Consider the following 26,066-nt stretch of genomic DNA (forward strand, 5'->3'; position numbering starts at 1 on the left):
AATGACAGATTTAAAGCGTATTGAATTAAAGAAATTATTTGATCGTTCAAGTGATTTTATCGGTAATGAAGTAGTGGTTAAAGGTTGGGTTCGCTCAGTTAGAAAGTCTAAGAAGTTTTCATTCATTGTTCTTAATGATGGATCTTCTCAAGATCTACTCCAAATTGTAGCAGATGCTGATATTGAAAATTATGAAGCTCTATCAACGATGCTAACAGGAACATGTGTTTCAATCACAGGTAAGGTTGTTGAGTCTCAAGGAAAGAATCAAACAATTGAGATGCAAGCAGTTACTGGTGAAATTATTGGTGCAGTTGATGAATCATATCCTCTTCAAAAGAAAGGAACTTCTCTTGAACACTTAAGAGATATTGCTCACTTAAGAGTTAGAACAAATCTCTTTGGCGCAGTTTTTCGTGTACGTCACGCACTTGCAATGGCCACTCATAATTTCTTTAATGAAAAAGGCTTCTTCTATTTAAATTCGCCAATTATTACTGCAGTAGATGGTGAAGGTGCTGGTGAGATGTTTAATGTATCAACTCTTGATAAGCAAAACCCGGCCAAAAATGATAAAGGTGAAGTTGATTTTACTAAGGACTACTTTGGTAAAGATGTTTCACTATGTGTTACAGGTCAGCTTGAAGGTGAGTGCCACGCTCTTGGTCTTGGTAAGGTTTATACATTTGGGCCGACATTTCGATCTGAAAACTCTAATACAAAACGTCACTTAGCAGAGTTTTGGATGATTGAGCCAGAGGTTGCTTTTGCTGATCTTGATGATGTTGCTGATCTTGCTGCTGATTATATAAAGTATATGATTGATTATGCTTTCACTAATTGTCGCAAAGAACTTGAGTTCTTATATAAGATGCCATTTACAGATGTTGATGCGTCTCATTTTGAAACTTTAGCTGCCGTTCGTGATGGAGAGTTCAAAAAGATTACTTACACAGAAGCAATTGATATATTAAATGCTTCTGGCCAAAAATTTGAATTCCGAACGAATTGGGGAGATGAGCTACAAACTGAACATGAGAAATATTTAACAGATGTTCATTTCAAGTCGCCTGTTACAGTTACAGACTACCCGAAAACATGTAAGGCCTTCTATATGAAGCAAAATGACGATGGTAAAACTGTTCGTGCCATGGATGTTCTTGTTCCTGGTATTGGTGAGCTCATTGGTGGATCACAACGTGAAGAAGACCTTGATAAGCTTACAAAGCGTATGGATGAGATGGGAATGGAGAAAGAAGGTTACTGGTGGTACCTTGAGCTTCGTAAGTTCGGTTCTGCTCCTCACTCTGGCTTTGGCCTTGGGTTTGAAAGAGCAATTATGTATATTACTGGTATGAGTAATATTCGCGATGTAATTGCTTTCCCTCGTACTCCGGGAAATTGTGACTTCTAATCAAAAAAACTATCCAAATATAGTATTCTTTCCGGGGCTCAATCAGGCCCCGGGATCTTTTATTTTTTCAAATCCAAATGTTAAGTATATTTCACTTTCTTTTAATAAGAAGGCCAGGCCAAATCTTAAAGAAGATTGTGAGCGTATTAAAGAGGTATTTAAAACAAATCCTACCGCTCATATTGTGGCCCACTCTTTAAGTGCTCTATTAATAGAATGGCTAATACAACACGATGTGATTGAAGTAGGGGATCGTAAGATTACTTACGTTGCTCCTGCATTTATACCTCGTAATAAATTAGCAAAGCTTGTTGGTAAGGTTGCTAAAGGCCCTGCCGCAATCCTTCCAATACCATCTCTTGCCCCAATAAAGACTCGCGTTCGTTCATATGTAAGCCTTGGTGTTTATCGTGAAATTATTTTGTTAAACGAGAAGATTGAGCTAAAGAAATGTCTTCGTAAGGTTGTTGTTGATAAGAAAGATGAAATGTTAAATGTGAAGTTTCTTGGAAAGTTACCAAATATTGAGATGGTAAGAGAAAATCGTTTCCCTCACCATCGCGCTTATGATTCATTAAAAAGAATTATTGATCAGACTTCTTAGGGGAGTTGGCCCCTTTGTTTTCAGACTTTTCACCTGATGGTTTACGGAAGTTTCCACCGCCTTTACCTTTTGGTGGACGGTTGCGATTATTTCTCCCACGAGACTTCTTTTCACCATCTTTATTATCTGATTTGTCATTTCTAGGGCCGCGATTGCGATTATTATTTGATCGTCTCTTTGGCCTATTATTGTTATGACGCTTCTTTTCGACATTTTCTTTTGGAATATTGTCATTTTCATCTTCAGTTGAATCAAGAGGAAGCTTTTCAATTTCCTCATCATCTGAAGTCGATTCTTCATCATCCATTAACTCATGAGCATCTTCGTCTTGATCATCATCTTCATCGTGAAGGCTCTTTAGAAATGCTTGCTTTCTTAGGCGTAGCTCTTCTTCTAGTTCTTCAATTCCAATAACAACAGAGTTTTCTTTTGTGATTGATCTAAACTCTGTCGGGAATTTCCAATCTTTTGGTGGACGACAACGTTTGCGGTCGAATTGATTCTTGTAGTAGCGGCGGATATAGCCACGGTCTGTAAGCATTTCAAATTGTTCAAGGAGAATATGAAGCTTTAGGACCTTTCCAATATCGCCATTTTTAGTGCGAATATATGATCCTTCACCTGGAAGGAATTCTCTCTTATTTGTATAAACATCATCTTCATACTTAATACAGCATTTAACTTGTCCACAAACACCATTAATCTTGGCCGGGATAAGGGCAAGATTTTGATTCTTTGCCATTTTTATCGATGTATTACCGTAGTTTGTTAGAAAGTATGAACAACACGTTTGTAGTCCACAAGCACCGGTTGCACCAAGTGCCGCAGCACGGTCTCTTACTGAAATTTGACGAAGTTCAATACGCATCTTTATTTCAGAAACAAGGTCTTTGACGAGGTTTCTAAAGTCAACACGCTCTGGAGCTGTGAAGTAGAAAACGGCCTTTTTCCCAAATTGAATAAATTCAACGTGAGTTAGGTTCATATTGAGATTATGTTTTTCAATGAGGCGAATACATGTGACTTCTGCCTCATTTTCCTTTTTCATATAGCTTTTTTGTTCGTCAATATCTTCTTGAGTGGCAACTTTTGAGATGGAGCGGATTGGTAGCATTGATTTATCAAATTCAACTTCATATGGAAAAGAGTTGATATAACCTACAGTCATTCCGCGGTCACTCATGGCAATAACTTTTTGGCCATAAGTAAACTTTCTCTTACCAAGTAAAAAAGGCTGAGATTTAGCATTACCAGGAAATCTAACACGGACCATCGTTAGGGTCTGTCCTTCTTCGAACTTTCCCTCTTGCTCTTTAGCAAGTTTGTCATCGTGCTTGCTGAACTTATTTGCTTTTTTCTTTTGCTCTTTATTGGATTCTCGATGAGAGTCCTTTGCTTGTTTTGTCTCTGTATTTTTAGCAGCTTCTGATTGCTCAGAGTCCTGCGTCGTATTATTATCAGTCATTTAATTACCAAATTTATTTTTGAACAGATCTTATTGTCCTCTTTATACTGCTTTATGTCTAGCCTTTATGCATCGTAAATTTCTTAAATAACGAACTGCAAAAGGCGTGAAAGACGTGATTTCACAGCACCATTAAATGGAATTTCTTCAGTTGAATTCTTTATCGCTTCTAGACACTTCATTTGATCCCTAATATCAAATTTATCGTTTTGATTAATATAGGCAGCTATTAAGTGGTGGAGGTTTAATTCTCTGGCAGGCTTATCTTTTATAAGGCCTTGGATTGCATCTAATTTTAGATTGCCATCTCTTATCTCTACTAAGATGTCTTTAAGTTCAGTATCTTTACAGCTTCTATCTAGAAAGCTATGAAAATCGAGATTATGAATCTTATCAATATTATCATTAGAGTCATTAGTAATGTGAATATTAATAGTTCTTGAATCGATTGTTGCTAGTGACTTCTCATTTGAAGATTTTAGAAAAATAAATAAATGACCTGCAGGAGGCTCTTCAAGTGTTTTTAATAATTTATTTGCCAGTATTGGTGATATCTTTTGAGAATCTTTAAATATAGTAATGCAGTATTTTAATTTTGATGGCCTAAATCGAATAAAGTCGAAAAATTCTTCAATTTTCTTATCACTTACTTTATAGCTTTTCTCTTCTGTCTCGATAATTAGTATGTCTTCATGGCCTAGAGTTAAGGATTCGCTTGCATGGTCATGATCCCAATTATTTTCAAACATGAGAATATTTTCAAGGAAGTTAGTTGTCCAATTACTTAAGATTTTAGATTTCTCATCAACTTCTAATTGCCCTGCTGTGTGTAGGGTATAGAAATGCGCCATCTGAGAAGATTTGTATCTTTCAAAGAGGGCCTTAAAGGCGAGATCTTGTTCTTGATTATTCTTTTGCATTAATAATTTGGTCAATGTTATTTATTAATTCGTTTGTAACATCATCCATGCTCTGTGAACCATCTATTACTGATACGCGATCAGAGAAAATACTTGCACAATAATCATATCCTTCAATGAGGTTTTGATGAAAGCTATTATCTCTTGATTCAAAATAGTCTTTAGGCATATTTCTTAGTCGCTGTCTCTCTAATGACTTTTGTAAATCAATTCTTAAGTAGAATGTTTTATGAGGAACGATATTAAGAGGGAAACTAGAGTGAATATTTAAAATATATTCTGGCCCTAAACCTCTTGCTACACCTTGGTAGGCTATTGAGCTATCTAGAAAACGGTCACAGATAACAACAGTATTAGGTGTTTCAAGCTCTGGAAGAATTAATGATGAAAGATTCTGCGCTCTTGCTGAAGCAAATAAGTGTGCTTCCGCTGCTGGGTGAAGTTCTTGTGTAGACGTCAGAATTGCTTGTCTAAGCTTTTCCCCAAATGCAGTTCCACCTGGTTCTCTAATGACAATTACGTTGAAACCTTTTGTTTCTAGATAGTCTTTAATCTTTACGATTTGAGTTGATTTTCCAGATCCTTCGATACCTTCGAAACTGAAAAAATATGAGCCAGGGAAAGCGGCCTTTCTAAAGTATTGTGTTAAATTCGTGATTTCATTTGTGTTTTCCATACTTAAAAATAACACAAATATTTAATTTTTGACTACTTATTCTTTAAAATTTTGCTTAATACTCACTACCTTCAATAGCATCTTCAGGGACAAATTCATCTTCATAGAACTCTTCTTGTCCTCCTGCAGCAGGTGAGCGCTCAAGATAATCATCGACAATTTCACGGGCCGCATCAAGTTCGTCATAATTTTCTAACTCTTCTTGTTGTGGATCAAAAGTTTCTTTTGATATTCTCTCTCTGATCGGATCAAGCTCTAATGCTTCAGAGTTATCATCAAAAATAACTTCAGGAGGCAGGTCTCTTGGATCCATTTGTCCATCAGTCATCTCTCTAGTGTCACTTAGAAAACTTCCTTTATTAAGAGGTCTATCGCTTCTTGTAATCTCTCTTTTAGGGGCCTCTTTCTTCTTTTTAATTCTCGTTGTAGGCTTCTTTGTAGGCTTTGGCCTTTCTTGAACTTTTGGTTGAGTTCTCTTCTTAGCAGCTGGAGTACGTTGCGTTCTTTGCACTTTTGGTTTTTTCGCTACTGGCTCAGGGCTTCCTGAAAAGTTTGAAAAAGTAAAAAATACTGCAGCTACAACGATAAAGCTAAAAGCAAAAGCAGCTAGTCTAAACATTGCAGTATTATCTGTTTGTTCTTTTTGTTCAAAATCATCAATTTGTGGTTTATTCGGATTTAGCTTTTGGTTTCCAATATAAGCAAGATCATAAATAAATTCGCGATCGCCTTGATCTTTTTTAGATACGGCCATCGCACGATCCGCATCAAGCATAGAGTTTTGAAAAACATGACCTTGCGGTGATTCAGGCAAACTTTGATTATCTCTAGTACGACGATCAAATACTTCAAATTCGTAAATAGTTCCCCAACTGATCCCATTATCAACAGATACAAGATCAGTGTGAAGCACCTCTAATTTATCAAGCTTTGCATTGACCTCATTGCTTGTAAAAGGTCCATCTTTCTTACCATTTTTTAGTAAGAAGAATTGATCATCTTCATCAATTTTAAATTCTTTTACAATTTCAGGTCTTCGTCTTTGGAATAATGGGTGAGAAGTTACTGGTGTCCAATCTGAGTCGTTTAAGCTCTTAGCGAGAACATTTTGATTAAGAAGTCCATAGTCATCAATAAACTCTTTTAAATCTTCCTGCCAGAATGGTCCAAGTTCTTTTCCACTGTCTTTAATGTAGTAGACTTCATTTGGCTCATAGAGGCCAGCTGAGATCTGCTTCTTAGTCAGTAGATATTCTGTAACTTTCTTCTTTGTATTTGAACTCATAAATCCTCAAACCCTGATAAGTTTAATCACTTTCTTACTAGAGTTATCGGAAAATATTGCCTGATGTTTAATAAAGCTTTAAAAATAAAGGCCGACTTATAAAGTCGGCCTAGTAAGTATCTGTAATGTAATTATGAAATTATAGGATTGAGAAATAGGCCGACACTACTAGTCTGGCATTCTTAAGTGTTTCATCAACAAAATCAGGATCTTCACCTCTAAAGTCTACTGGCTCAAGAGCTAGTGATGCTGAAAGAGAAACAAATGGGAAGCTGTATCCAATTTCTGGAGAAACTGAAAGAGTCTCAGATTCTGTACTTCCAGATTTTCTTTGTTGTCTATAGTAGTCAATTGTAAGTGATGTATATAGCTTATCACTTATATAATATGTAGGAGCAACTGCTGCGTAGTAATTTGCTAAAAGAGATGATTTACCAGAGTTTCTAATATAACTTTCGTAAAATGCATAAGTACCGATTCTTAATTTATCATTAATTGTCTTTCCACCAATTAGGTAAAAGCGTTGTTTTGCATCATATCCAGACTTTCTTGTGGCGGCCGGGTAGTGGTATAGACGGTATTGAAGATAAAGGTCGTAACCATTTTCTTTATCAGTTAAAAGTTTCTTAACATAAAGTCTTGCTTGAGTTGCACCGTATTGTTGATGAATTGTACGGCTTCCATCTTTATTTTCTTGTTTTTCTGAGAAGTCTGTTTGCCAATAAGGAACAACTTTTACAGCAAATCTGTCGTTGATATTGTAACCTAGATATAGGTAGTTATAGAAACTGTATCCATTAATTGACTCTTTAAAACCATTTGAGCCTTCCACTAAATATTGGGCATTGAATGGTGATTTCTTTAATTTTTGCCAAATTGTGTTTTCTTCTGGATTTGGTGTCGCTGCTGTTTGTTGAGTTGTCGTTGTAGCTGGTACTGAAGGCATTGATGCCGTTGATGTAGCACCAAGTGCGCTGGTAACCATGAATGCGAGTATCGCTCCCCTAAATAATCCCATTTTTTTCTCCCTCTTTTTATACAATAGCCAATAATCGAAGTTTTTTTATTGTATGGCAATCCAGAATTTCGTTAAGGTACAAAATTAAAGTTATATGTAAGATTTTTTAAGAAAATGACACTCGTTTTTTATAATTTTATGTAAAATGTATCCACTAGGTGTCATCTCGACCACATTTTTAGCTTCTATTCTCTTAGATGTATCTTTATACTATTTGTATGTTGTTGATTTTTCTTATTCAGGCGATTCTTCGAATAGTGGCCTATCCATTTTTTCTATTTTTCTACTTATTAAGAATAGGGCCATTTTATCGTCGAGTAAGTTTTGAATCCAAAAATTATCTGGATGAAGGCACGAGGGCATTTTCTCGTGTAGGCAAGAAGGCCCACTGCTTATTTCATTTCTCAAGTGAAGGGGAGTTCGAGCAAATTAGGCCTATTATTGATGAGCTAATTTCACATGGTAAAAATGTTGAATTGCTTTTCACTTCTCCTAGTGTGGAGCACAAGGTCGTTGAATATTATCAGGCCCATCGTGAGAGAGTTCGTTATCTAAGGTTGCCCCTCATCACATACTTTCCACTTTTAAAAAGACAAAATATTATTGCTTGGTCTAGTGCCTCAAAGATGATGATGGTTAGATATGACTTTTTTCCTGAGCTTATTTATCTTGGATCAAAGATGAGTGAGTTTATCTTATTTTCCGCTACTTCAAAAAGCTCAAAAGCAAGGTATAATAAAGATGGTAAACCTATCATCTCTTGGATTAAGAAGTTTATCTACGCTCAATTTAGTGAGGTTATAGCAGCAACTATTGAAGATCAGAAGGTATTTGAAAGTGCGCAGTTAGGCACTCAGATCGTTGCCCCAATTGAACTTCGTATGCTTCAGATTAACTCTCGTCAAAAGAGTTTTAGAAAGCATAAACACTATGAGTTCTTAAGTCAGATTTTAGGACTCTATCTTTATCAAGATAGAATTTGTCTTGCTCAAATGTGGATAAATGAATTCACTTTCTTTAATGATACAAATTTATTAAATGATATAGCAGATAAGAAGAAATTTGTATTTCTAGCTCCCCATTTATTAAAAGAAGATAAAGTGGAGGAGATGTTATCAGAGATCAAAAAACTCTCTCCTAAGCTTAAGATACATATTCTAGATGAATCTAAATTAACACTTGAATCTTTTCAGTCTTTTCTGAAAGAGATTACAATGAGTCCTGGACTAATCTTATGTACAGTGAAGGGAATCCTTTGTGAAATCTATCCATACTTTCATAAGGTGTACGTTGGTGGTGGCCACGGTAAAGGTGTTCACTCATTATTGGAGCCATTTGTTGCTGGTTCAAGGATCTTCTGTGGCCCTAATATTCATCGCTCGACAGAATACGATATGATTATCTCATCAAATTTTAATATAAAGATTATTGAAGACTGTCATGAGATTTACCATATAATGAGTCAAGAAAATGAAGACTCTATGAAACCTGAGGTCATCTCTGCTATGATTGAAGAAAGCGAATTGGCCAAGAGAAAATTAATTAACTTATTAACAAAGTAAAATTATGAATAAAAATATTGATACATTAATTATAGGTAATAATATAACGAGTTTTTTAACCTCGTCTCAAATTTTAAAAAGCGGGCATGATGCCGTATATTTAAAAGATCAAAGAATAAAGTCTAACGATCCTTACTTTAAATTCTATGGGCCTATTGATTTAGCTTTCATTAAAACATGGATATCAGATATTGATGAAGAGTCATCTATTTTTAAGAAATCAAATTTTGAGCTCGCTCCATTTTGCTTATTAGTTAACTCTAAAAGATATGAATTTGCTTCACCTAGGCCTTATCTGAATTATTCACAGGTAACAAGGCAATTTCCAAACTTACATGCGCAATTGCAGCAGATACTTGCTTCTGAACAAAAAGAGATAAGTGATTTTGAAGAGGACTTCCTAACAGCTGTAAGTCGTCTTGGAGAGTCATTATGTCGTTACAAGACGATTCACCAAGTTTCTGTTGCTACTTTTAAAAGTGCACTTCCTGATTATATTTATGATTGTTACTCTTCATTTAGACGAGAGTTTAAAAATAATAGTGAATTACAAAAGCTAATGAGTTCTTTGCGCTGTATTTATACACAATCAATAGAGCTTACATTTTCTGATCTTGAGTTAATTTACTTCTTCATTGTTTTATTATCTCCAAGATATCGCTTTATTTGGAGTCTCGCCCTAGAGGCCCAGGCCAAGGATGCCATCGAAAAGCTTGGAGGAGTAACTTTAGAAGATACGATTGAAGAATTTAGTTTTTCAAACGCAAGACCTTGGGCCACTCAACTTGCTTCTTATAGTGGAGTTGTAGCACCATCAAAAATGGCCATCTTCAGCTCTAACGTTGAAAGGTTGGGAATTGGCCATGATTTAAGTAGCGTATATGGCTGTATCAAGCTTAATTATAAAATGTCTGATAATTTATTATCTGGAGAGTATTATCATTTTGATGCTCATAGCTTTGGTAGCGACGTTGCCTTTATTCGTAAAAAAATAGGTGGTGATGGCGTTTGTGAAGTGAAGGTGTATTGGCGCTTTGAAGACTGTTTCAAAGTAGACTTTGTTCAAGATATGTTTCACAAACTACTAATTGAAAATGAGATAATCGATTCACAAGACGTTTTATTAAATTGTGTTGCCATAGATGAAGTTTGTCTTTTAAGAAATCATGGACTTTTAAATGCTAGAGAAAATGTAAAACTCAAGTTTAGAACAGGAAGTCGTGGTAAACTTGAAAGTGTAAAGGGCGTGTATTATCACGGGCCTTTAAAGAAAAATAACCTTGGAATAACTCAAACTCTATTAGAGGCAAGAGACTATAAAACTTTTGTCTAGAATTAGGGACTATAATGATAGAAAGTAAAAAGCATAATGAGTTAAATAATGATAAAGGACAGACTGTTGTCGAGTATCTGCTTTTAATTACTGCAATTGTATCCATTATGTTTGCTGCTTTTCAAACTCTTGATGCCAGATTCAAGGCCGATCCCGGTGCTTGTGATCGAGGCAGCATAAACCCTCTATGTTTCCTTGATACCATAGGTCTTGATAGCTCAACTGATGTCAGGGCCGATAAATTTCGATATTACAACCTTCGTTAGACAGTCTAAGTGCTTGATTTTTAAGTGTTTTTCCTTCTCCATGAAATAATTTCATCAACGTTCACCTTTTGCAGAGAATAATCTCGCTACGTGTTATAAACAAGTATAAAACTCTTATTTAGTACAAAGAACTACAAAGAACAGGGAGTACAGAATGAAAACAACAAAGTTTAATTGCGCCGTGATGGCAGCATTGATCTTTTCTAGTGCAGCTTCATTTGCACAAGAAGACCCACTATTAAGTGAGACAGATCAAGTCGTTCATACAGATGAAATTAATCTGGATGGATTTTACAAAAAGAAAAAGAAGAAATCTGCGGCAGACAAGATTCAAAAGCTTCGTCGTGAGCTCGAGGAAAAGCACGAGCAAATGATGAGAAAGAATGTTGAGGATATGCGTCTTAAAGAAGAGAGAAGAATCGCTAAGAAGATTCAAAAGGCTCTAGAAGGTCAAATTAAGGCCATGGACGAGATCAATAGCATTCAATCAGCTCCAGCTAGATCTGAGGTCGTAGCTCCAGTTGTACCTCAAGGGCCACAATTGGATAATAAAGTTTCTGTTCAAACAGGATTTAAAACAATCACTGGTGATCAGAAAGAGTGGACAGCAGGACTTAATTTTGATGCGGTAGTAGAAACTAAGGTTTCTGATCGCGTTGATGTAGGTATTAGTGTTGGCTATATGGGAATGACTATTGGTGACCAAGACTTAGCTAGTAATAGAGGATACTCATGTAGTTATTCTGGTTGTTACAGCACTGGTTATTACCACTCAGCAAATGATGAAATTTCATATAATGAGTTTAATTTCGGTGGACACGCTAAGTTCTACTTTTCTCGTGCTGCGAAAATTAAGCCATTCTTAAGCCTTGGGACTAAAGTTCACTTTGGTAACTTTAAAATTGAAAACCCAAGAGATAGCTTTAATAATACTGAATTATCTTATCGCTATGTTTCAGGTGGAGCGACTTTAGGTGCAGAAGTTAATTTTGCTAAAGAATTTGGAGTTCAGCTAGCGCTAAACTACGATAAGAATATCTTTAGAATGGGTGAAGAAGATGAATATGCTGGTTCAGCAAATGATTATGTTCTAAATAATCAAGCTAAGAACCTTGAAGGTGCAGATTCATTCACTTTAGGTCTTGGACTGTCATACCTATTCTAATCAATTGTTTAAATAAGAAATTTATCCTGTTCTAATAAGAAGGCTCCCAAAGTGGAGCCTTTTTTTGTTTGCATAACCTGTCAAAATCCCTACAATAGTGTCAAAACAATTAATCAGAAGAAAGGAATCATAGATGAAACCAGTCTACATTGTTGAGGCCGTAAGAACTCCACAGGCCAAATCCGGTACAATTATTAAAGATATTCAAGCGCCATACCTTGGAGCTTACCTTGTACGTCATATTATGGATGGGACAAGTATTGAAGATGATGCTGTTGATGAGGTTATTTTTGGTAACACAGGGACACCAGCTAAATATCCAAATATTGGACGAGTTATCGCTCTTGAAGCAGGACTACATAAGAAAACTTCAGGTTACTCTGTTCACCGCAATTGTGCCTCTGGTTTAGAAGCTGCTTCACAAGGCTTTTTAAAAGTAGCATCTGGCCGCAGCGAGATCGTTGTTGCTGGTGGTGTTGAGTCGATGTCAAATATGCCTCTTATCTATGGAAAGCAGATGACTGAGCTTTTTGCAAAGCTTATGAAGGCAAAAACAACAGGTGATAAGCTAAAAGTTTTATCAAGCTTTAAGCCGGCCTATCTTTCTCCTATTGTTGCTATTGAGCAAGGTCTAACAGATCCTTTTTGTGGGTTAAATATGGGACAAACAGCAGAACTTCTTGCACGTGAGTTAGGAATTACACGTGAGCAGCAAGATGAGTATGCAAATGAGTCACACCACAAGGCCATTAAGGCCATTGAAGAAGGACGTTTTGCAGATGAAATTGTCCCTTTAATATACGGTGCAAAATTAGATAAATTATTAATGAATGATCACGGTCCACGTAAAGAATCTTCTGTTGAAGGTCTTGCTAAGATGAAGCCTTACTTTGATCGTAAATCAGGTACAGTTACAGTTGGAAATAGTTGTCCAATTACTGATGGTGGATCAGCAATCCTTTTCTGCTCTGAAGAAGCAGTGAAAAAATACAACTTAGAGCCAATGGCGCGAGTTGTTGACTACCACTTCCACGGTCTAGAGCCTGAGCGTATGGGAATGGGACCTCTGTTAGCAATGGATGGTGTTTTTAGAAGAACAGGTCTAACTTTAGAACAGATGGATCTTATTGAAATTAACGAAGCATTTGCTGCTCAAATTATTGCTGTTAAGAAAGCTTTTACTGATCAAAAAGTTGCAGACAAATTTGGTGTTGATAAGCTTTGGGGAGAAATTCCTGATGAGAAACTTAATGTAAACGGTGGGGCAATTGCACTTGGACACCCTGTTGGTTCAACTGGATCACGTCTTGTTGTTACACTTGCACATGAGCTTAAAAAGCGTAAGGCCGGTTACGGAATTGCTTCCCTTTGTATTGGTGGTGGCCAAGGTGGTGCCATGATTATTGAGAACCTTCAAAAATAAGTAGGATACAGATATGACATATAAAAGATTAAGTTTTGAAATTAAGGATAAGAAAGCGTTTGTTGGGTTTGGTTACAATTGTGACAAGGCAATGACGGTTTTAGATGAAGAAACATTAAAAGAGCTTCAAGATATTGTTGAAGATCTTCACTCAAAAGAAAAAGAATTAGATGGTGCCATCTTCTTTTCACACAAAGATAGATGCTTCTTAGCTGGTGCTGATATCAATCTATTCGATACAATGCATACAGCTGCTGATGGCCAGGCTGGAGCTGAGGCAGGGCAGACAATTTTTAATCGTCTTGAAGACCTTAAAATGCCGACTGTGGCCTGTGTAAACGGTGTATGTCTTGGTGGTGGACTTGAGTTTGCTCTATCATGTAAGTCTATTATAGTGAGTGATGATAAGTCCACTGGACTTGGACTTCCTGAAGTTAAACTTGGACTAATTCCAGGCTTTGGAGGAACTTATCGCCTGCCAAAGAAAGTGGGTCTTCCAACTGCTTTAGATATGATCCTTACTGGTAAGAACTTAAATGCAAAGAAAGCAAAGAAAGTTGGAATTGCTGATGAGATTTATGCAAAAGAGCGCCTTCTTGATCTTGCTCCAAAGCATTTTAAGAAAAAAGCAGATAAGCGTAGCATGATGGATAAAGTACAAGATGCTGCTACTGATAACGTATTTACAAAGAAAATTATTTTTCAAAAGGCCCGCGAGTCAGTTTTAAAGAAAACAAAAGGCTTCTATCAGGCCCCTCTTAAAATACTCGATGTTATGGAAGGTGGAGTGATGAAAGGTCGCGCATCTTACTTAACAACAGAAGCACAAGCTTTTGGAGAGTTATGTATTGGTGAACAATCAAAGAACCTACGTCATATTTTCTTCTTAATGGAAGGGTCTAAGAAAATGGATGATGCTAAAGGTGTAGGACGTTCATTAAAGCGTGGAGCTTGTCTTGGTGCCGGTACAATGGGTGGTGGAATCGCATGGCTTATGGCCAAAAATGATATGTTTCCAATCATGAAAGATCTAAACCAACACGGACTAGAGCTTGGTTTAAAACAGGCTTCAAGTAACTTTTCAGGTGCTGTAAAAAGAAAACGTATGTCTAAAGATGATTTTGAGCGCAAGATGAGATCAATTAGTGCTCAAACAGATTATCGTGGTTTTGAACATACTGACCTTGTAATTGAGGCCGTTGTTGAAAATATGGATATTAAAAAGAAAGTATTTGCTGAGACAGAAACAAAAGTTCGTCCAGATACAATTCTTACGTCAAATACTTCATCTCTATCAATTCAAGAGATGTCTAAGGCATTAGAAGATAGTTCTCGTTTTGCTGGACTTCACTTCTTTAACCCTGTTCATATGATGCCTTTAGTAGAGATTATTAAGCATGATAACGTTTCAGACGAAACTGTTGAATCTCTTTATAATTGGGTTGTAAAAACTAAGAAGACTCCTGTTGTTGTTAATGATGGGCCAGGATTCCTAGTTAATAGAATTCTTATGCCATATATGAATGAAGCAGGATTCTTATTAGAAGAAGGTGTTTCAATTAAAGATATCGATGATGCTTGTCTAAACTTTGGTATGCCAATGGGGCCATTTAGGCTTTTAGATGAAGTTGGAATCGATGTAGGTGATAAAGTTTCTAAGATTATTTTCGATGGCCTTGGAGCACGTCTTGCTTCTAATGGAATTGGAAAGCAGATGCTTGAAAAAGAATTCTTAGGTAAGAAGAACTCTAAAGGCTTCTACCTTTACGATGAGAAAGGAAAAGTTACAGGACCTAATGATGAAGCATGGAAAATGCTTCCAAAAGCATCTAAAAAGATGAGTGAAACTGAAATTCAAATGCGAATATTCTTACCAATGATTAACGAAGCTGCAACGACTCTTGAAGATAAGATTGTTGCAAAAGCAAAAGATGTTGATCTTGGTCTAATTTTTGGTATCGGATTCCCTCCATTTAGAGGAGGACTTCTAAGATATACTGATACTCAAGGTATTGCGAGATTAAAAGAAGAGATGCTTAAATTTGCAGATAGCGTTGATAAAGATCGCTACACTCCTTGTGAGTTAATTAATAAACTAGCAAGTGATAATGGAAAGTTCTACGAATTATAGAACTAAGAATAATGTTTTTTAGTTTCTTTAAATTCTTTTTAAGTTATTTATTTAAAGCGAAGACTCGCCAAAGGCTACTTATTATGGCCTTGGCGAGTCTTGTTATATCTAGCTTTTCTCTGCTTACTGTTCAATCAGTTTTAAAAGGGCTGCAAAGCAATCGTATTGAACGTGGTAAACAAACATTAGGTCGCTATATTATTGACCTTGAAAAAGACTTCAATTTTAAAAAGGCCACTTCTTATCTCAATGATAATAATTATAAGTATACATTAGAGTATGAAATTGAAGGCCTGATAAGATTAGAAGGTTATTTAGCACCAGTCATTTTTCACGGGATTATAGAAGATACAAGTTCAATACTTCCAAAGGCCATTGATCATTGGCCTAAGAGAAATGAGATCTTAATGTCGCCATATTTAGCGCGTAAGGTTTATGCAGGACTTGATGATCGTGTGCAATTGATCTCACCGGCCCATACAGATACATTCTTTGGCGAATTACCACGTTTTAAGTCTCTTGATGTTGAGGCCTTTACCGATTCTATGGACCCTGATATTGATGAATTTCACGCTTGGGGACACGCTTATAGTGCATTCTCTATTGCTAAGTCTCGTCATTATAATAAGCTTAGAGTCTTCTCAAACTTAACGAAAATACAAGAAGAACAACTTAAGTCGAAGTTTGCAGGGGATGGAGCACGTTTTCATACTTGGGAAGAATTAAATCAAAACCTCGTATTTGCTCTGGCCTTAGAAAATAATGTCGTTCTTTTTCTATTTCTAGCAACTATTGTTCTTGTTACATTTTCAATTATTTCTGGTCTTTCAATTTTCTATGCACGTGTTAGAAATGACTTTGCTTCATTTTGGATTCTTGGCATGAGCATGGGCCATATAAAGAAATACGGTGGTTTAAATATTGCAATCATAACTGCAAGTGCAATTGCAGTTGGAAATATCTTAAGCTTTATTGTTTTAAAATTGTTAGTTCAGTTTTCACCTACAATCATGCCGGCCATGTTTGTTGATCGTTCATTACCAGTACGTTTTGAGGCATCATCATTTTTCTATTCATTCATTGTTCCCGTTATTATCACTGTCGTCTTTACGTTGTTATCTAATTGGCGATTCTTTAAAGACAATGGCAATTTCATGACCTTCGTAAAAAAGGTTGGTACTTAACCTGTGTTCGATTAGTTTCAAAGCTTCACTACGGAAGATCAGGAATCCTTGTTAGCTCTTTTAAATGCTCCTCTTTTGTTTCAAGCGTTTTTAGAAATTCAATAATTAGTTTTCGATCTTCTTTTGGAATCTCCACTCCAAGTTGAACTCGCCCCATTATATCAATTGCTTCATCAAGTGAGGCCACACTACCGTCATGAAAGTAGGGAGATGTCTTTGTTACATTTCTAAGTGGAGGGACTTTAAAATACTCTTTATCATCTTCATCCTTTGTATGTGTGTAGCGGCCTAAGTCACGATTCTTACTCTTTGTGTACTTATAGGGATCTTCAACGATTCCAAATTTCTGATACATTCCTCCACCGACAAGATTACCATTATGACAGCCGATGCATCCGTATTGGGTAAATTTCTTGAGTCCACTTTTTTGTTCTAAATTAAGAACGTCATCTTTCCCCTCAAGGTAATCATCAAAAATAGCTGGACCGACGAGAGTTCTTTCAAAGGCGCCAATTGATTTTGCACTCAATTCTAAAATGTCGTTTTCATTAGATGTGATAAGCTCAGTGTTAAAAGCCTTTTTAAATGCTTCATTATAATTATTTTCCACTAGTTTTTTCTTTAAATGACTACTGTCTTTAAGATCATAGGCTCCCTTAAAGAAGAAAGCTTTCTTTGCTTGCTCTTCGACGTCATTTCTATTTCCGTTCCAATGTTGTGAAATTTGAGCTGCTGTATTGATTAGTGTTTGAGCATTACGATGTGAAAGACGATATTTTGCACCAATGGATTTTGGAAGAGCATCACTGAAGCTTAATTGTGGTAAGTGACATTTTGAACAACTTACCGTTTTATCATTACTTAACCTAGTGTCGTAAAATAACATTCTTCCAAGTTCGATGACTTCTTCTTTTGGACGATTTTCCCCAAAGTATCTTATTGAGTTTAGTCCATTACCAAATAATTCTCGCCTTTCTTCTAAAGATTTCTTATCGGTATTATTCTCTTTTCCTGTGCAAGAAAGGAGAAGTAGCATAGAAATAGTGTATACAGTTAACTTCATTTATTACTCCATTGGTTTTATTCTTTCATTCGTATGCTAATTCAAATTTGTGACAATTTTTTGTAAGAAATATTTAATTTAAGGATTTAGATAAAGCTTTATAGTAGAATGAAACAATGAAATTGCAGAAGTTAATATTGTTAATTATTTTAATAAATTTTTCAGGGTGTTCGGCCGTGACAAAAGTTGCTTCAGTATTTATGTCTTCTATGGGCTCACACCCAGATAAGGAAGAATTAGAGACTTTCACTAAATCTAGTCAGTTTAACAAGGAGAAGATGAGGTTTGTAAATCGCAGACCTAATATAACTAGTGAACAGCCAATAAAGAAAGATGGCTTTGGTTTTTCTAACTTCATAGAATTCTTGGGTAAGGGCAATGGCCGCTATCCAGATAAACCACTTCCAATGTTAAAACCCGATATGGATAAATTTCTAGAGAAGTCTGATGTTGTAAAATCGATTTGGTTTGGTCATTCAACAGTCTTATTTAATATCGACACTAAGATTGTTCTAATTGATCCAATCTTTTCAGATTCTTCATCTCCTGTACCAATATTTGTTAAACGTTTTGGACCTACTGTATTAACACTTAAAGAATTACCAAAGATTGACTATATATTAATCTCTCATGACCACTATGATCATTTAGATATGAGAACCATAAAATTCTTTGTGGATAAGGATGTTAAATTCATCACTCCTTTAGGAGTTGGCTCACACTTAAAACGCTGGGGTATTGATCGTAAACGTGTCACAGAACTTGATTGGTGGCAGAACGTTGAATTTGATGGGATAAAATTTACGGCAACACCTGCTCAGCATTTTTCTGGCCGCGACCAAGCACACGAAAATACAACTCTATGGGCATCTTGGGCCGTAAAAACTCGTAATAATAATCTCTATTTTAGTGGTGACTCTGGTTACGATACTCATTTTAAAGAAATCGGACAACGTCTAGGTCCTTTTGATGTAGCATTTATGGAGTCAGGTCAATATAACCCAGATTGGTTTGCTGTCCACCTCTTGCCAGATGAATGGCCAAAGGCCTATGAAGACATCAATGCAAATTACTACTTTCCAATTCACTGGGGTGCATTTTCTTTAGCATTTCACACGTGGGATGATCCTATAATAAAGCTCAATGAGTTTTCACAGCAAGGAAAGCTAAAGTTAATGGCCCCTAAGATGGGAGAAATTGTAAGCTTTGATCACCAGGAATACGTTACAAAAAAATGGTGGTAATAGGTATAAGAATTTTTTATCACAGTGATCTAATATAGGTATTTTATTTATCTAATTTAATTCGTTAGTTTTCTCTTAATCAATGAGCATAATGCTCATTAAGGAGATATTAATGAAAAAGATATTTGTTATTCTATTAGGTTTATTATCAATTAATTCACTTGCTAGTGAAATTAAGTCTCTAAAATATGTAAGTCCATGGAATTATCAAATGCCAGCAGTTGAAGTTTTAAATAACTCTACTGAGCATATTGAAATTATCATAAAAGGTGCTCTTCTACAGTATCCTGATTTTGGGTTTAATTTTGAGCTTTCAGATCGATTAAGCGATGTTTTTGAATTAAATAATTTAAATGCTCTAATTGTTAAATTTCCAAAGTCTGCTTGTAAGGCAGAGATGGCAAAGGATCATTTAAATATTCAGCTAATTAGTTGTAAAAATGTCCTTACTTTTAACCAGCAAGACTATAGTGACCAATCTCAGCGCATGACTCAAGTTAAAGGTGCAGTTGTTGGCTTTGATGGAAATATTATCGAAGAAAGTGATTTAGTATTTAATGGCTTCTTAAGCTTTCATATAAAAGAAGTTACTGAAAGAACTGTAGGACACGAGCTTAATATGATTCAGGCACAAGTAAACGGTACAATTCCATTTGCAGGCCCTAATCGTCGATCTTTAAGAATCGATCTGCAAAAGAGCCAGCTTGCTCTAGGGCCTAATAACGGGCTTTAAAAACTGTGTGAAGTATATCTATCATACGTAAAGATTGCTAATCCTCTCAATAAACCCTCAGGTTAAATCATGTAATAAATAATATATTTGCGATTAATCTGGGGGATTATGAAAACCTTATTTCTCTCATTTTTGAAATTGAATTGTTGCTCAGTTTTTTTGCTAATTTTAGCTGCGCTAAAATGTCGCTTGAGTTGCGAGGCCTGTGTGATTAGTTTTTTGAGAAAGATTTTTTCGCTAATTTTAGCTGCGCTAAAATGTCGCTTAAATTGCGAAGACTTGCTCATTGCTCCTGAGGCACATCATGCGGCAAAAGTGTCCCAAAGGACAGTTTTGAAGCATAGATGGATGTGATTCAAGAATCAAAGAGCGTAGCTCGCGTGATTCGGTTATATGAGAAAGATTTTTTCGCTAATTTTAGCTGCGCTAAAATGTCGCTTGAATTGCGAAGACTTGTTTATTGCTCCTGAGACAACAAAGCCGGGCTTGAACCCGGCTTGTTGAATATCATTTTTCTAGCTAAAGTGAAGGGGAGCTATAGGTGCGTCCAATAGTCTGCCTTTGGGCAGACAATGCCGCACCTATTTAACCTTAAATCCCTTAAGAGCAGCGAATGCATTATTCTTTAACGGTGCATCGTTTTGCTTTGGCATCTTAGGTTTTCCACCACGAGGATTGCTCTTACGTGGGCCACCTGTTGGACGCTCGTAAGTTTTTGCTTCTTCAGCTCCGTCAGATTTTAGAGATAGAGCAATACGCTTTCTATCCATATCAACGTCAAGAACAACGGCAGAAACTTCTTGCCCAACTTTTAGAACATCAAGGGCATTCTCAACAAAGTGATCGGCCATCTGACTTACGTGAACTAAACCATTTTCTTTAATTCCAATATCAACAAAGGCACCAAATTGAGTGATGTTTTTTACAATACCTGGATATCTCTCACCAATTTTTACATCTTTGATTTCACGTACATCTTTTCTAAACTCTGTTGTCTTAAATTCTGTACGAGGATCCTGTGAAGGTGCAGTTAGTGACTTATAAATATCATTAACAGTAAATTCACCAAGTTTTGCAATAAGGTCCTTATCTGACTTTAGTTTATTTGCAACTGCATTATCTGTTGTTAACTGCTCAAGCGTGTATCCATTCTTGTGTGCCCATTCTTCTAACATATCGTAGTTTTCTGGGTGAATAAATGTCGCATCAAGTGGATTCTTCCCATTATAAACTCTTAAGAATCCTGCTGCTTGTTGGAAAACTTTTTCAGAAAAACGTGAAACCTTTAGGATTTCGCTTCGATCTGAAAATAGCCCATTCTTATCTCTATGCTTTACGATATTTCCCGCAACTGTTGGCCCAATTCCGGAAATGAATGAAAGTAGTGGGGCCGATGCCGTATTGATATCAACACCAACAAAGTTAACACAGCTTTCAACCACGCCATTTAGTGATTTTTTTAGACGAACCTGGTTTACATCGTGTTGATACTGGCCAACACCAATAGACTTAGGATCGATCTTTACAAGCTCTGCTAGAGGGTCTTGGAAGCGGCGGCCAATTGAGATGGCGCCTCTTACTGTTGCATCTTTATCTGGGAATTCTTTCTTTGCAATTGGAGAAGCAGAATAAATTGAAGCACCATCTTCTGAAATCATTGTTGCTTTAACTTTTCCGTCTTTAACCGCAGTAATATTATCTTCAACAAATTGGAGAGTCTCTCGACCAAAAGTTCCGTTTCCAATTGCTATATATTCAACATTAAATTGCTCAATCATGGCATTTAAAATTGTCGCAGACTCACGTACCTGATTTCTTGGTGGGTGAGGGTAGACAACTGTATCAACAACAAATTTACCCGTATTATCTACAACAACTGTCTTACAACCAGTCACTACTCCTGGATCAAGCGCAAGAACTGTTTTAGAACCAAGGTAAGGTTGTAATAGAAGGTTCTTAAGGTTTATACCAAAAACATCAATTGCTGATTCATCTGAGAGCTTCTTAAGTTCACCCTTGATTTCTAAATCAAGAGAAGAGTGAATATAATTCTTATAGGCCTTTGATGCACAATCGACTAATGCCTTGTAACTTGTGACTGTAGTGTCTGGGAAGTTCTTTGATAGAATAAGATTATTTGCATATTCTTCATCAAAAATAATTTCAACTTTTAGGATCTTCTCAGTTTGTGCACGACGAATCGCTAGGAATCTGTGAGCGGCTTTTGGATCTTTTAGATCACTAACTTTTTGCTCATATTCAAAGTAGTCTTTGTACTTTTGCCAGTCTTTTACTTCTTCATAACCTTTACGAGGAGTTGACTTAATCATTGCCTGTGCCCAGTAATCGTTACGTAATTGCTCTTTAAGTTCCGTGTCGTGAGCAATTTCTTCGATGATAATGTCACAAGCACCTTTTAATACATCTTCAAAAGTTGCGATTTTCTTTTCTTTATTAATATACTTAAGTGCTTCTTTTGCAAGTTCTGGCATAGGAAGCTTTGACTCTTTCATTAGAATTGAGAATGGCCCAAGCCCTGCTTCTTTTGCGATTTGCGCCTTTGTCTTTCTCTTTGATTTAAATGGCGCATAGATATCTTCAAGCTGGTTAATATTTGTTGCCGCTTTAATTTTCTTTTCAATCTCTGGAGTCATCATCTCTTGTTTAGTGATGGCCTCTAGAATGAATTCACGTCTCTTTTCACGCTCGATATATTCGTCATACTTTTCTTGAATGAGGCGAATTTGTTCTTCGTCTAATCCACCAGTTTTGTCTTTACGATAACGAGTGATAAATGGAACTGTACAATCTTCTACAAGTAGCATTGCCAGTACGGCCATGATTTGTTTTGCTGTGATATCTGTGTTGTCTACACAAAATAAGACGGCATTTTGATCGATAACGTCCATAGGGTTTTTTGTCGACTTCGTTGTCTCTTCTGACATAATTCATACTCCATTAACTAAATTTGAGTTAAAATTGTATAGGGATTGAATTTGGTATGACAATAAAAACTTGAGTAAATTCCACTGGTTAACTTAAAAATATTGATGTAAGAGTTTATTATGACAAAAGATTTTGATTATATTGTAATTGGAGATGGCGTGGCCGCGCGCAGTATTCTCTATTTTTTAACAAGAAAGTACCCTGATTCACGTATTTGTCAGTTATTTGATAATGATGCTTTTCCACCTTGCTCTATTAATACAACTAGCGTTGTTTCGATGGGACTATTTGCTGAAGGCCTTTCAAAGCTCGGTGACATCTTATTTCATGCACATGAATTCATTGATACTTTCTTTAAGCAAGAGGGGATACAGGGGGTTCACCCAGCTACTCAATACTACTTACCTCCAGATATAAAAGAAGTTCCATTAAAGTTTAAGCAATTTGAAGCACGTTATGGAACAAATTTTGAAAACTTTAAAGGTTTGCAAACGGTTGCTAAGGATGCCTACTTAATTAATCCACAAGTTTTTCTGGGCTGGCTTAAGGCGCAGTACGAAGATAAAATTATAAGTCGAGTTCAAAGAGTTACTGAGCTTCCTAAAACCAATGCAAAGGTTATCTTGGCCACCTCGGCCTATACATCACTTTTTTATAAGAATAAGAATCTTCCTGAAGGCAAACCTGTTAAGGGGACATTTTTTAGCTGGAATAATTTTAAAGCTGATAAATCATTTGTCCTAAGTCGTGGCCACTATAACCTTGTTTATCGAAAAGAAGATGAGATCTTATTATTTGGCGCAAATTCAATTGAGGGACTTTGCCAACTTCATTCACCAAAAGAAGTCTATGAAAAGCTAACAATATTTGAAGGTGATCTTCCTGAACTTAAGCAGCTTGGTTCACCGCAGATACACACAGGTATTCGCCACAAGGGTAAAAGGCGTACTCCCTTTTGTGGAGAGGTTGAAGAGGGCGTTTATGCACTCACAGGCCTTTATAAAAATGGCTGGAGTGCAGGAATTAGTTTAGCAAAAGAGCTAGTTGATATGCTCTAAGCTTTCACGACTAGCAAGAATTTCTTCAAGGACATAGTCCCAAAGTTTGTATCTTAAATCGAGAGAATCAAGAGCAATTTGAGTTGCTTGTCTCTGTTTATCTTCACTGTCACAAAGTTGAGCAAGTAATTTGCCTGCAAGCTCTCCATGCTCATCTCCATCTAATTCGATATGACGCTCAAGATAGTGTTTAAAGTACGGTGCATGTATTTTCTTTTCTTCAAGAACTTTTACAAAAGGTGTAAAGAGGTCAGGAATAAGATTCTCACGTCCCCAGAAGAAGGCCGATGCCATTAGGTGAGGGTTTTGAGTATTAGTGCATAGGTTTAGATTAAATGCACTAAACTTTGCTACAGGCATAGGAATGCCATCAAATGAAAATGTTTCTAAGAATTTTTTAATATCACTTGTTTCGCTTCCAACTTCATTCATGGCATTTAGATACATTGTAAAATGATCAATATGGCCACCATTTAAGTCTTCGTCACTTTCTTCACCAAGAACAATTTCATTAATAAATCGAACACATTCTTTATCGTACTTAGATGGAATCCAAGGTGTTTCAACACATGTAACTTCTCTTTGAAGACCTTTAAGTAGAGACATGAAGTCCCATACAGCAAAGACATGCCATCGCATGAGAATTTTTACATCTTCAATACTTTCAATATTTGAATAAAGTGGGTGATTACAAAGCTTATTATGGGCCGCATGAATGAGTGTGAGATTTTCTTTTTTCATGCGGCCAATATAGCCTAAATTTTATAAGTCTTAAAGTAGACTTTACGTATTATGAACTGTGAAAGAGGTGATGAAAGTCTGGGCGTGTAAGTTTTCTACGCCTTCTAACACCATTTCTGCGACTACCACCATGCATTTGCTTTTGATTAAATTTCTTATCTTTTAAGTATTGGCCGTATACCTTTTCATCTTGTACTCTGTAATTTTCAAGAACTTCAAACATTTCTTTAAATGATAAGATCTTTCCTTTCTCTTTTTCTGCAATTTCTATTTTCTTATATAGTTGTTCTCCAACTTCATCTAAGACAACAAAAAGATCAATTTGTTTGGAACCTAAGTTTAGGGGAAATTTTTCTTCAAGATCAACACCAGCTACAAATTTAATTAATCCTCTGGTAACAATTGAGCGTCTTGCAAGCCAAGCAAAATCATTTCCAAGTTTTGTACCTAGGCCTGGATCAAAGGCATAATTCTTATTTTCCATCCACTCAAATATCTTTGTTAGTACTGCATCTTTATAACGTGTATCTTTTAATTTATTTGGGTTTCTCCATTCCGCAACTAAGTCAAAACGCGAATCAAATTGAATCTCTCCTGGCCCAAATGTTTTAAAGCTAGAGATATTTTCACTTGTTACCTTTAGACCAAAGTCTTGAAGGAAGCTTAGTAGAGCTGGATTAAATGTTGTTTTATATTCAGGTATATCCATTGATTTACTAGATAGTTGCTCCGAGGCTTTCTTGTAACCATGATAAATTACTTCAGAACAAAAGACTTCTGATTCGTCGTGATAATCCATTGCAAAATCATAAGGTACATTTTTCTTTTTCTCTTTTGAATATTTAGAGAAGCGCTCATGCATTATTTTACCTGCTAGGTGAGCAAGCTTTTCGTCCTTGTGTCTAAAGACAACTGTTCGAGAGTTTCTCTGATCAAGATGAACTTGAAATGGGGCAACCACATTTCCAACTTCAATATGGGCCTCTGATGTGTAGAGCTTATTTGTTTTCTCATCACGATACACTAAAGTTAAGTGAGAGAACTGATGATCATCATCACCAATTCTTGCAATGGCAGCACTAGAGTAGGCATTACCTCTGGATAAGATAATGTCTCCAGATTTTAGATCTTCAACACCTTCAAATGAGTAATCTGGATTTACCATAAAGTGAACAGGAAGATCTTTTATTTTGTTATTTGAATAATCAAGTGTATTAAAGTCGATTGGTTTTGAACCCTTCTGTCTTGAAGCATAGTAAGATTCGATAAAATAGTCTTCGAGATAGCGAAGGGCCCTAAAAATTGTTTTTACACCTTTTAAACACGCAAGCTCTTCTTGTGTTAATTCGTCGTTACTATTTAGCGCCTTTAGTTTTTCTTTCAGATCAAGACGTATACTAAAAGATGCCATTGTAAAATCCTGCATCTGATACTTAGAGAATTCAGAAAAGTCGATATCATCGGATTCTATTTCAAAGAGTTTTCCATAATAATATTGAGTCTTTTGAGCGCATTCTTTAGGCGACTTTACACCTTTTGAAACAGATTCATGCATCTCATGGATTAGCGAATCGAAGTTCGAGTTTTTAAGGGAGCTAGGGGTACGGTAAGATTTCTGCTGACATCCAATTGGAATAGTAAGTGAAAGTAGGCAAAGTCCACTTGTAAGTAACCGTTTTTTCATCAAATCTCCCCCATAACTAGATAAAAAATACTATCGACAATAATTTTAATCGAACACGTGCTAATAAATTTTTATCGGATTTTACCTTTTAAAACTTAAGTATTATTATCGGGTATAGAAAGGTAATATTGGGAAGACACTTAAATATTAA

General features: G+C 36.1%; 21 protein-coding genes. 12 read left to right on the plus strand and 9 right to left on the minus strand.

Going from position 1 to position 26,066, the window contains the following annotated elements; genetic code table 11:
- The first annotated feature begins 1 nt into the window (after nt 1).
- A complete protein-coding gene (asnS, locus tag ACMAZI_RS08235; protein ID WP_412473400.1) occupies nt 2-1,414 on the plus strand; it encodes an asparagine--tRNA ligase in 1,413 nt (470 codons plus the stop codon).
- Nucleotides 1,404-2,018: an alpha/beta hydrolase gene (locus ACMAZI_RS08240; RefSeq protein WP_115362817.1), complete on the plus strand. Its 615-nt coding sequence runs from the start codon at nt 1,404-1,406 to the stop codon at nt 2,016-2,018. The genes asnS and ACMAZI_RS08240 overlap by 11 nt, the downstream gene beginning before the upstream one ends.
- On the opposite strand, the gene ACMAZI_RS08245 is transcribed toward ACMAZI_RS08240, so the two are convergent.
- The 5 genes from ACMAZI_RS08245 to ACMAZI_RS08265 all read right to left on the minus strand — a co-directional run bounded on the left by ACMAZI_RS08245 (nt 1,999) and on the right by ACMAZI_RS08265 (nt 7,382).
- Nucleotides 1,999-3,483, minus strand: coding sequence for a stage 0 sporulation family protein (locus tag ACMAZI_RS08245; protein WP_412473399.1), 1,485 nt, complete (start codon nt 3,481-3,483; stop codon nt 1,999-2,001). The two genes, ACMAZI_RS08240 and ACMAZI_RS08245, sit on opposite strands and share 20 nt — an antisense overlap.
- An 83-nt stretch (nt 3,484-3,566) precedes the next feature.
- A complete protein-coding gene (locus ACMAZI_RS08250) occupies nt 3,567-4,418 on the minus strand; it encodes a hypothetical protein (protein WP_412473398.1) in 852 nt (283 codons plus the stop codon).
- Nucleotides 4,390-5,079, minus strand: coding sequence for a dTMP kinase (gene tmk, locus ACMAZI_RS08255; protein ID WP_115362812.1), 690 nt, complete (start codon nt 5,077-5,079; stop codon nt 4,390-4,392). Before tmk ends, ACMAZI_RS08250 begins: the two co-directional genes overlap by 29 nt.
- Nucleotides 5,080-5,134: 55 nt before the next feature.
- The gene (locus tag ACMAZI_RS08260) at nt 5,135-6,364 is read right to left on the minus strand and encodes a hypothetical protein (protein ID WP_334678502.1); all 1,230 of its coding nucleotides are present in this window, start codon (nt 6,362-6,364) and stop codon (nt 5,135-5,137) included.
- A 139-nt stretch (nt 6,365-6,503) separates the two neighbouring features.
- Nucleotides 6,504-7,382 (minus strand): hypothetical protein, encoded by an 879-nt coding sequence (locus tag ACMAZI_RS08265; protein ID WP_334678503.1) that lies wholly within the window; start codon nt 7,380-7,382, stop codon nt 6,504-6,506.
- Between the two features lie 218 nt (nt 7,383-7,600).
- Here ACMAZI_RS08265 and ACMAZI_RS08270 point away from each other — a divergent pair, with 218 nt between their 5' ends.
- The 7 genes from ACMAZI_RS08270 to ACMAZI_RS08300 all read left to right on the plus strand — a co-directional run bounded on the left by ACMAZI_RS08270 (nt 7,601) and on the right by ACMAZI_RS08300 (nt 16,446).
- Nucleotides 7,601-8,944 carry a glycosyltransferase N-terminal domain-containing protein gene (locus ACMAZI_RS08270; protein ID WP_412473397.1) on the plus strand — a complete coding sequence of 448 codons (1,344 nt, stop codon included), beginning with the start codon at nt 7,601-7,603 and terminating at the stop codon, nt 8,942-8,944.
- 4 nt (nt 8,945-8,948) lie between these two features.
- The gene (locus ACMAZI_RS08275; RefSeq protein WP_412473396.1) at nt 8,949-10,277 is read left to right on the plus strand and encodes a hypothetical protein; all 1,329 of its coding nucleotides are present in this window, start codon (nt 8,949-8,951) and stop codon (nt 10,275-10,277) included.
- A gap of 14 nt (nt 10,278-10,291) precedes the next feature.
- Entirely contained in the window at nt 10,292-10,543 is a 252-nt protein-coding gene (locus tag ACMAZI_RS08280) for a hypothetical protein (protein ID WP_115362803.1), read from the plus strand.
- Between the two features lie 154 nt (nt 10,544-10,697).
- Nucleotides 10,698-11,708 (plus strand): OmpH family outer membrane protein, encoded by a 1,011-nt coding sequence (locus tag ACMAZI_RS08285; protein ID WP_115362801.1) that lies wholly within the window; start codon nt 10,698-10,700, stop codon nt 11,706-11,708.
- Nucleotides 11,709-11,841: 133 nt separating this feature from the next.
- On the plus strand, nt 11,842-13,131 hold the full coding sequence (locus ACMAZI_RS08290; RefSeq protein WP_412473395.1) for a thiolase family protein: 1,290 nt from the start codon (nt 11,842-11,844) through the stop codon (nt 13,129-13,131).
- Nucleotides 13,132-13,144: 13 nt separating this feature from the next.
- A complete protein-coding gene (locus ACMAZI_RS08295; protein ID WP_412473394.1) occupies nt 13,145-15,262 on the plus strand; it encodes a 3-hydroxyacyl-CoA dehydrogenase NAD-binding domain-containing protein in 2,118 nt (705 codons plus the stop codon).
- A gap of 83 nt (nt 15,263-15,345) precedes the next feature.
- On the plus strand, nt 15,346-16,446 hold the full coding sequence (locus ACMAZI_RS08300) for an ABC transporter permease (RefSeq protein ID WP_133296961.1): 1,101 nt from the start codon (nt 15,346-15,348) through the stop codon (nt 16,444-16,446).
- A gap of 28 nt (nt 16,447-16,474) precedes the next feature.
- Here ACMAZI_RS08300 and ACMAZI_RS08305 read toward each other — a convergent pair whose 3' ends face one another.
- Nucleotides 16,475-17,509: a cytochrome-c peroxidase gene (locus ACMAZI_RS08305; protein ID WP_412473393.1), complete on the minus strand. Its 1,035-nt coding sequence runs from the start codon at nt 17,507-17,509 to the stop codon at nt 16,475-16,477.
- A gap of 176 nt (nt 17,510-17,685) precedes the next feature.
- Here ACMAZI_RS08305 and ACMAZI_RS08310 point away from each other — a divergent pair, with 176 nt between their 5' ends.
- Nucleotides 17,686-18,753, plus strand: coding sequence for an MBL fold metallo-hydrolase (locus ACMAZI_RS08310; RefSeq protein WP_412475118.1), 1,068 nt, complete (start codon nt 17,686-17,688; stop codon nt 18,751-18,753).
- 112 nt (nt 18,754-18,865) lie between these two features.
- Complete coding sequence (locus tag ACMAZI_RS08315; RefSeq protein ID WP_412473391.1) at nt 18,866-19,486, plus strand: hypothetical protein; 621 nt, start codon at nt 18,866-18,868, stop codon at nt 19,484-19,486.
- Between the two features lie 581 nt (nt 19,487-20,067).
- Here the strand turns inward: ACMAZI_RS08315 and ACMAZI_RS08320 are convergent.
- On the minus strand, nt 20,068-22,431 hold the full coding sequence (locus ACMAZI_RS08320) for a Tex family protein (RefSeq protein WP_115362787.1): 2,364 nt from the start codon (nt 22,429-22,431) through the stop codon (nt 20,068-20,070).
- Between the two features lie 120 nt (nt 22,432-22,551).
- On the opposite strand from ACMAZI_RS08320, the gene ACMAZI_RS08325 reads away from it, so the two are divergent.
- Nucleotides 22,552-23,490 (plus strand): FAD-dependent oxidoreductase, encoded by a 939-nt coding sequence (locus ACMAZI_RS08325; protein ID WP_412473390.1) that lies wholly within the window; start codon nt 22,552-22,554, stop codon nt 23,488-23,490.
- On the opposite strand, the gene ACMAZI_RS08330 is transcribed toward ACMAZI_RS08325, so the two are convergent.
- Together ACMAZI_RS08330 and ACMAZI_RS08335 are read right to left on the minus strand one after the other, a co-directional pair.
- Nucleotides 23,473-24,231: a DUF3050 domain-containing protein gene (locus ACMAZI_RS08330; RefSeq protein ID WP_115362783.1), complete on the minus strand. Its 759-nt coding sequence runs from the start codon at nt 24,229-24,231 to the stop codon at nt 23,473-23,475. The genes ACMAZI_RS08325 and ACMAZI_RS08330 overlap by 18 nt on opposite strands.
- Nucleotides 24,232-24,280: 49 nt before the next feature.
- Entirely contained in the window at nt 24,281-25,915 is a 1,635-nt protein-coding gene (locus tag ACMAZI_RS08335; protein ID WP_412473389.1) for a YiiX/YebB-like N1pC/P60 family cysteine hydrolase, read from the minus strand.
- Between the last annotated feature and the right edge of the window lie 151 nt (nt 25,916-26,066).

The organism is Halobacteriovorax sp. YZS-3-1, assembly GCF_047084945.1.
GTDB lineage: Bacteria > Bdellovibrionota > Bacteriovoracia > Bacteriovoracales > Bacteriovoracaceae > Halobacteriovorax_A > Halobacteriovorax_A vibrionivorans.

Coding starts and splice junctions, on each gene's coding strand:
- ACMAZI_RS08320 (WP_115362787.1), bottom strand. CDS start 22,431: ATGTCAGAAGAGACAACGAAGTCGACAAAAAACCCTATGGACGTTATC.
- ACMAZI_RS08275 (WP_412473396.1), top strand. CDS start 8,949: ATGAATAAAAATATTGATACATTAATTATAGGTAATAATATAACGAGT.
- ACMAZI_RS08315 (WP_412473391.1), top strand. CDS start 18,866: ATGAAAAAGATATTTGTTATTCTATTAGGTTTATTATCAATTAATTCA.
- tmk (WP_115362812.1), bottom strand. CDS start 5,079: ATGGAAAACACAAATGAAATCACGAATTTAACACAATACTTTAGAAAG.
- ACMAZI_RS08305 (WP_412473393.1), bottom strand. CDS start 17,509: ATGAAGTTAACTGTATACACTATTTCTATGCTACTTCTCCTTTCTTGC.
- ACMAZI_RS08285 (WP_115362801.1), top strand. CDS start 10,698: ATGAAAACAACAAAGTTTAATTGCGCCGTGATGGCAGCATTGATCTTT.
- ACMAZI_RS08245 (WP_412473399.1), bottom strand. CDS start 3,483: ATGACTGATAATAATACGACGCAGGACTCTGAGCAATCAGAAGCTGCT.
- ACMAZI_RS08260 (WP_334678502.1), bottom strand. CDS start 6,364: ATGAGTTCAAATACAAAGAAGAAAGTTACAGAATATCTACTGACTAAG.
- ACMAZI_RS08330 (WP_115362783.1), bottom strand. CDS start 24,231: ATGAAAAAAGAAAATCTCACACTCATTCATGCGGCCCATAATAAGCTT.
- ACMAZI_RS08295 (WP_412473394.1), top strand. CDS start 13,145: ATGACATATAAAAGATTAAGTTTTGAAATTAAGGATAAGAAAGCGTTT.
- ACMAZI_RS08270 (WP_412473397.1), top strand. CDS start 7,601: ATGTTGTTGATTTTTCTTATTCAGGCGATTCTTCGAATAGTGGCCTAT.
- ACMAZI_RS08300 (WP_133296961.1), top strand. CDS start 15,346: ATGGCCTTGGCGAGTCTTGTTATATCTAGCTTTTCTCTGCTTACTGTT.
- ACMAZI_RS08290 (WP_412473395.1), top strand. CDS start 11,842: ATGAAACCAGTCTACATTGTTGAGGCCGTAAGAACTCCACAGGCCAAA.
- ACMAZI_RS08265 (WP_334678503.1), bottom strand. CDS start 7,382: ATGGGATTATTTAGGGGAGCGATACTCGCATTCATGGTTACCAGCGCA.
- ACMAZI_RS08335 (WP_412473389.1), bottom strand. CDS start 25,915: ATGAAAAAACGGTTACTTACAAGTGGACTTTGCCTACTTTCACTTACT.
- ACMAZI_RS08280 (WP_115362803.1), top strand. CDS start 10,292: ATGATAGAAAGTAAAAAGCATAATGAGTTAAATAATGATAAAGGACAG.
- ACMAZI_RS08325 (WP_412473390.1), top strand. CDS start 22,552: ATGACAAAAGATTTTGATTATATTGTAATTGGAGATGGCGTGGCCGCG.
- asnS (WP_412473400.1), top strand. CDS start 2: ATGACAGATTTAAAGCGTATTGAATTAAAGAAATTATTTGATCGTTCA.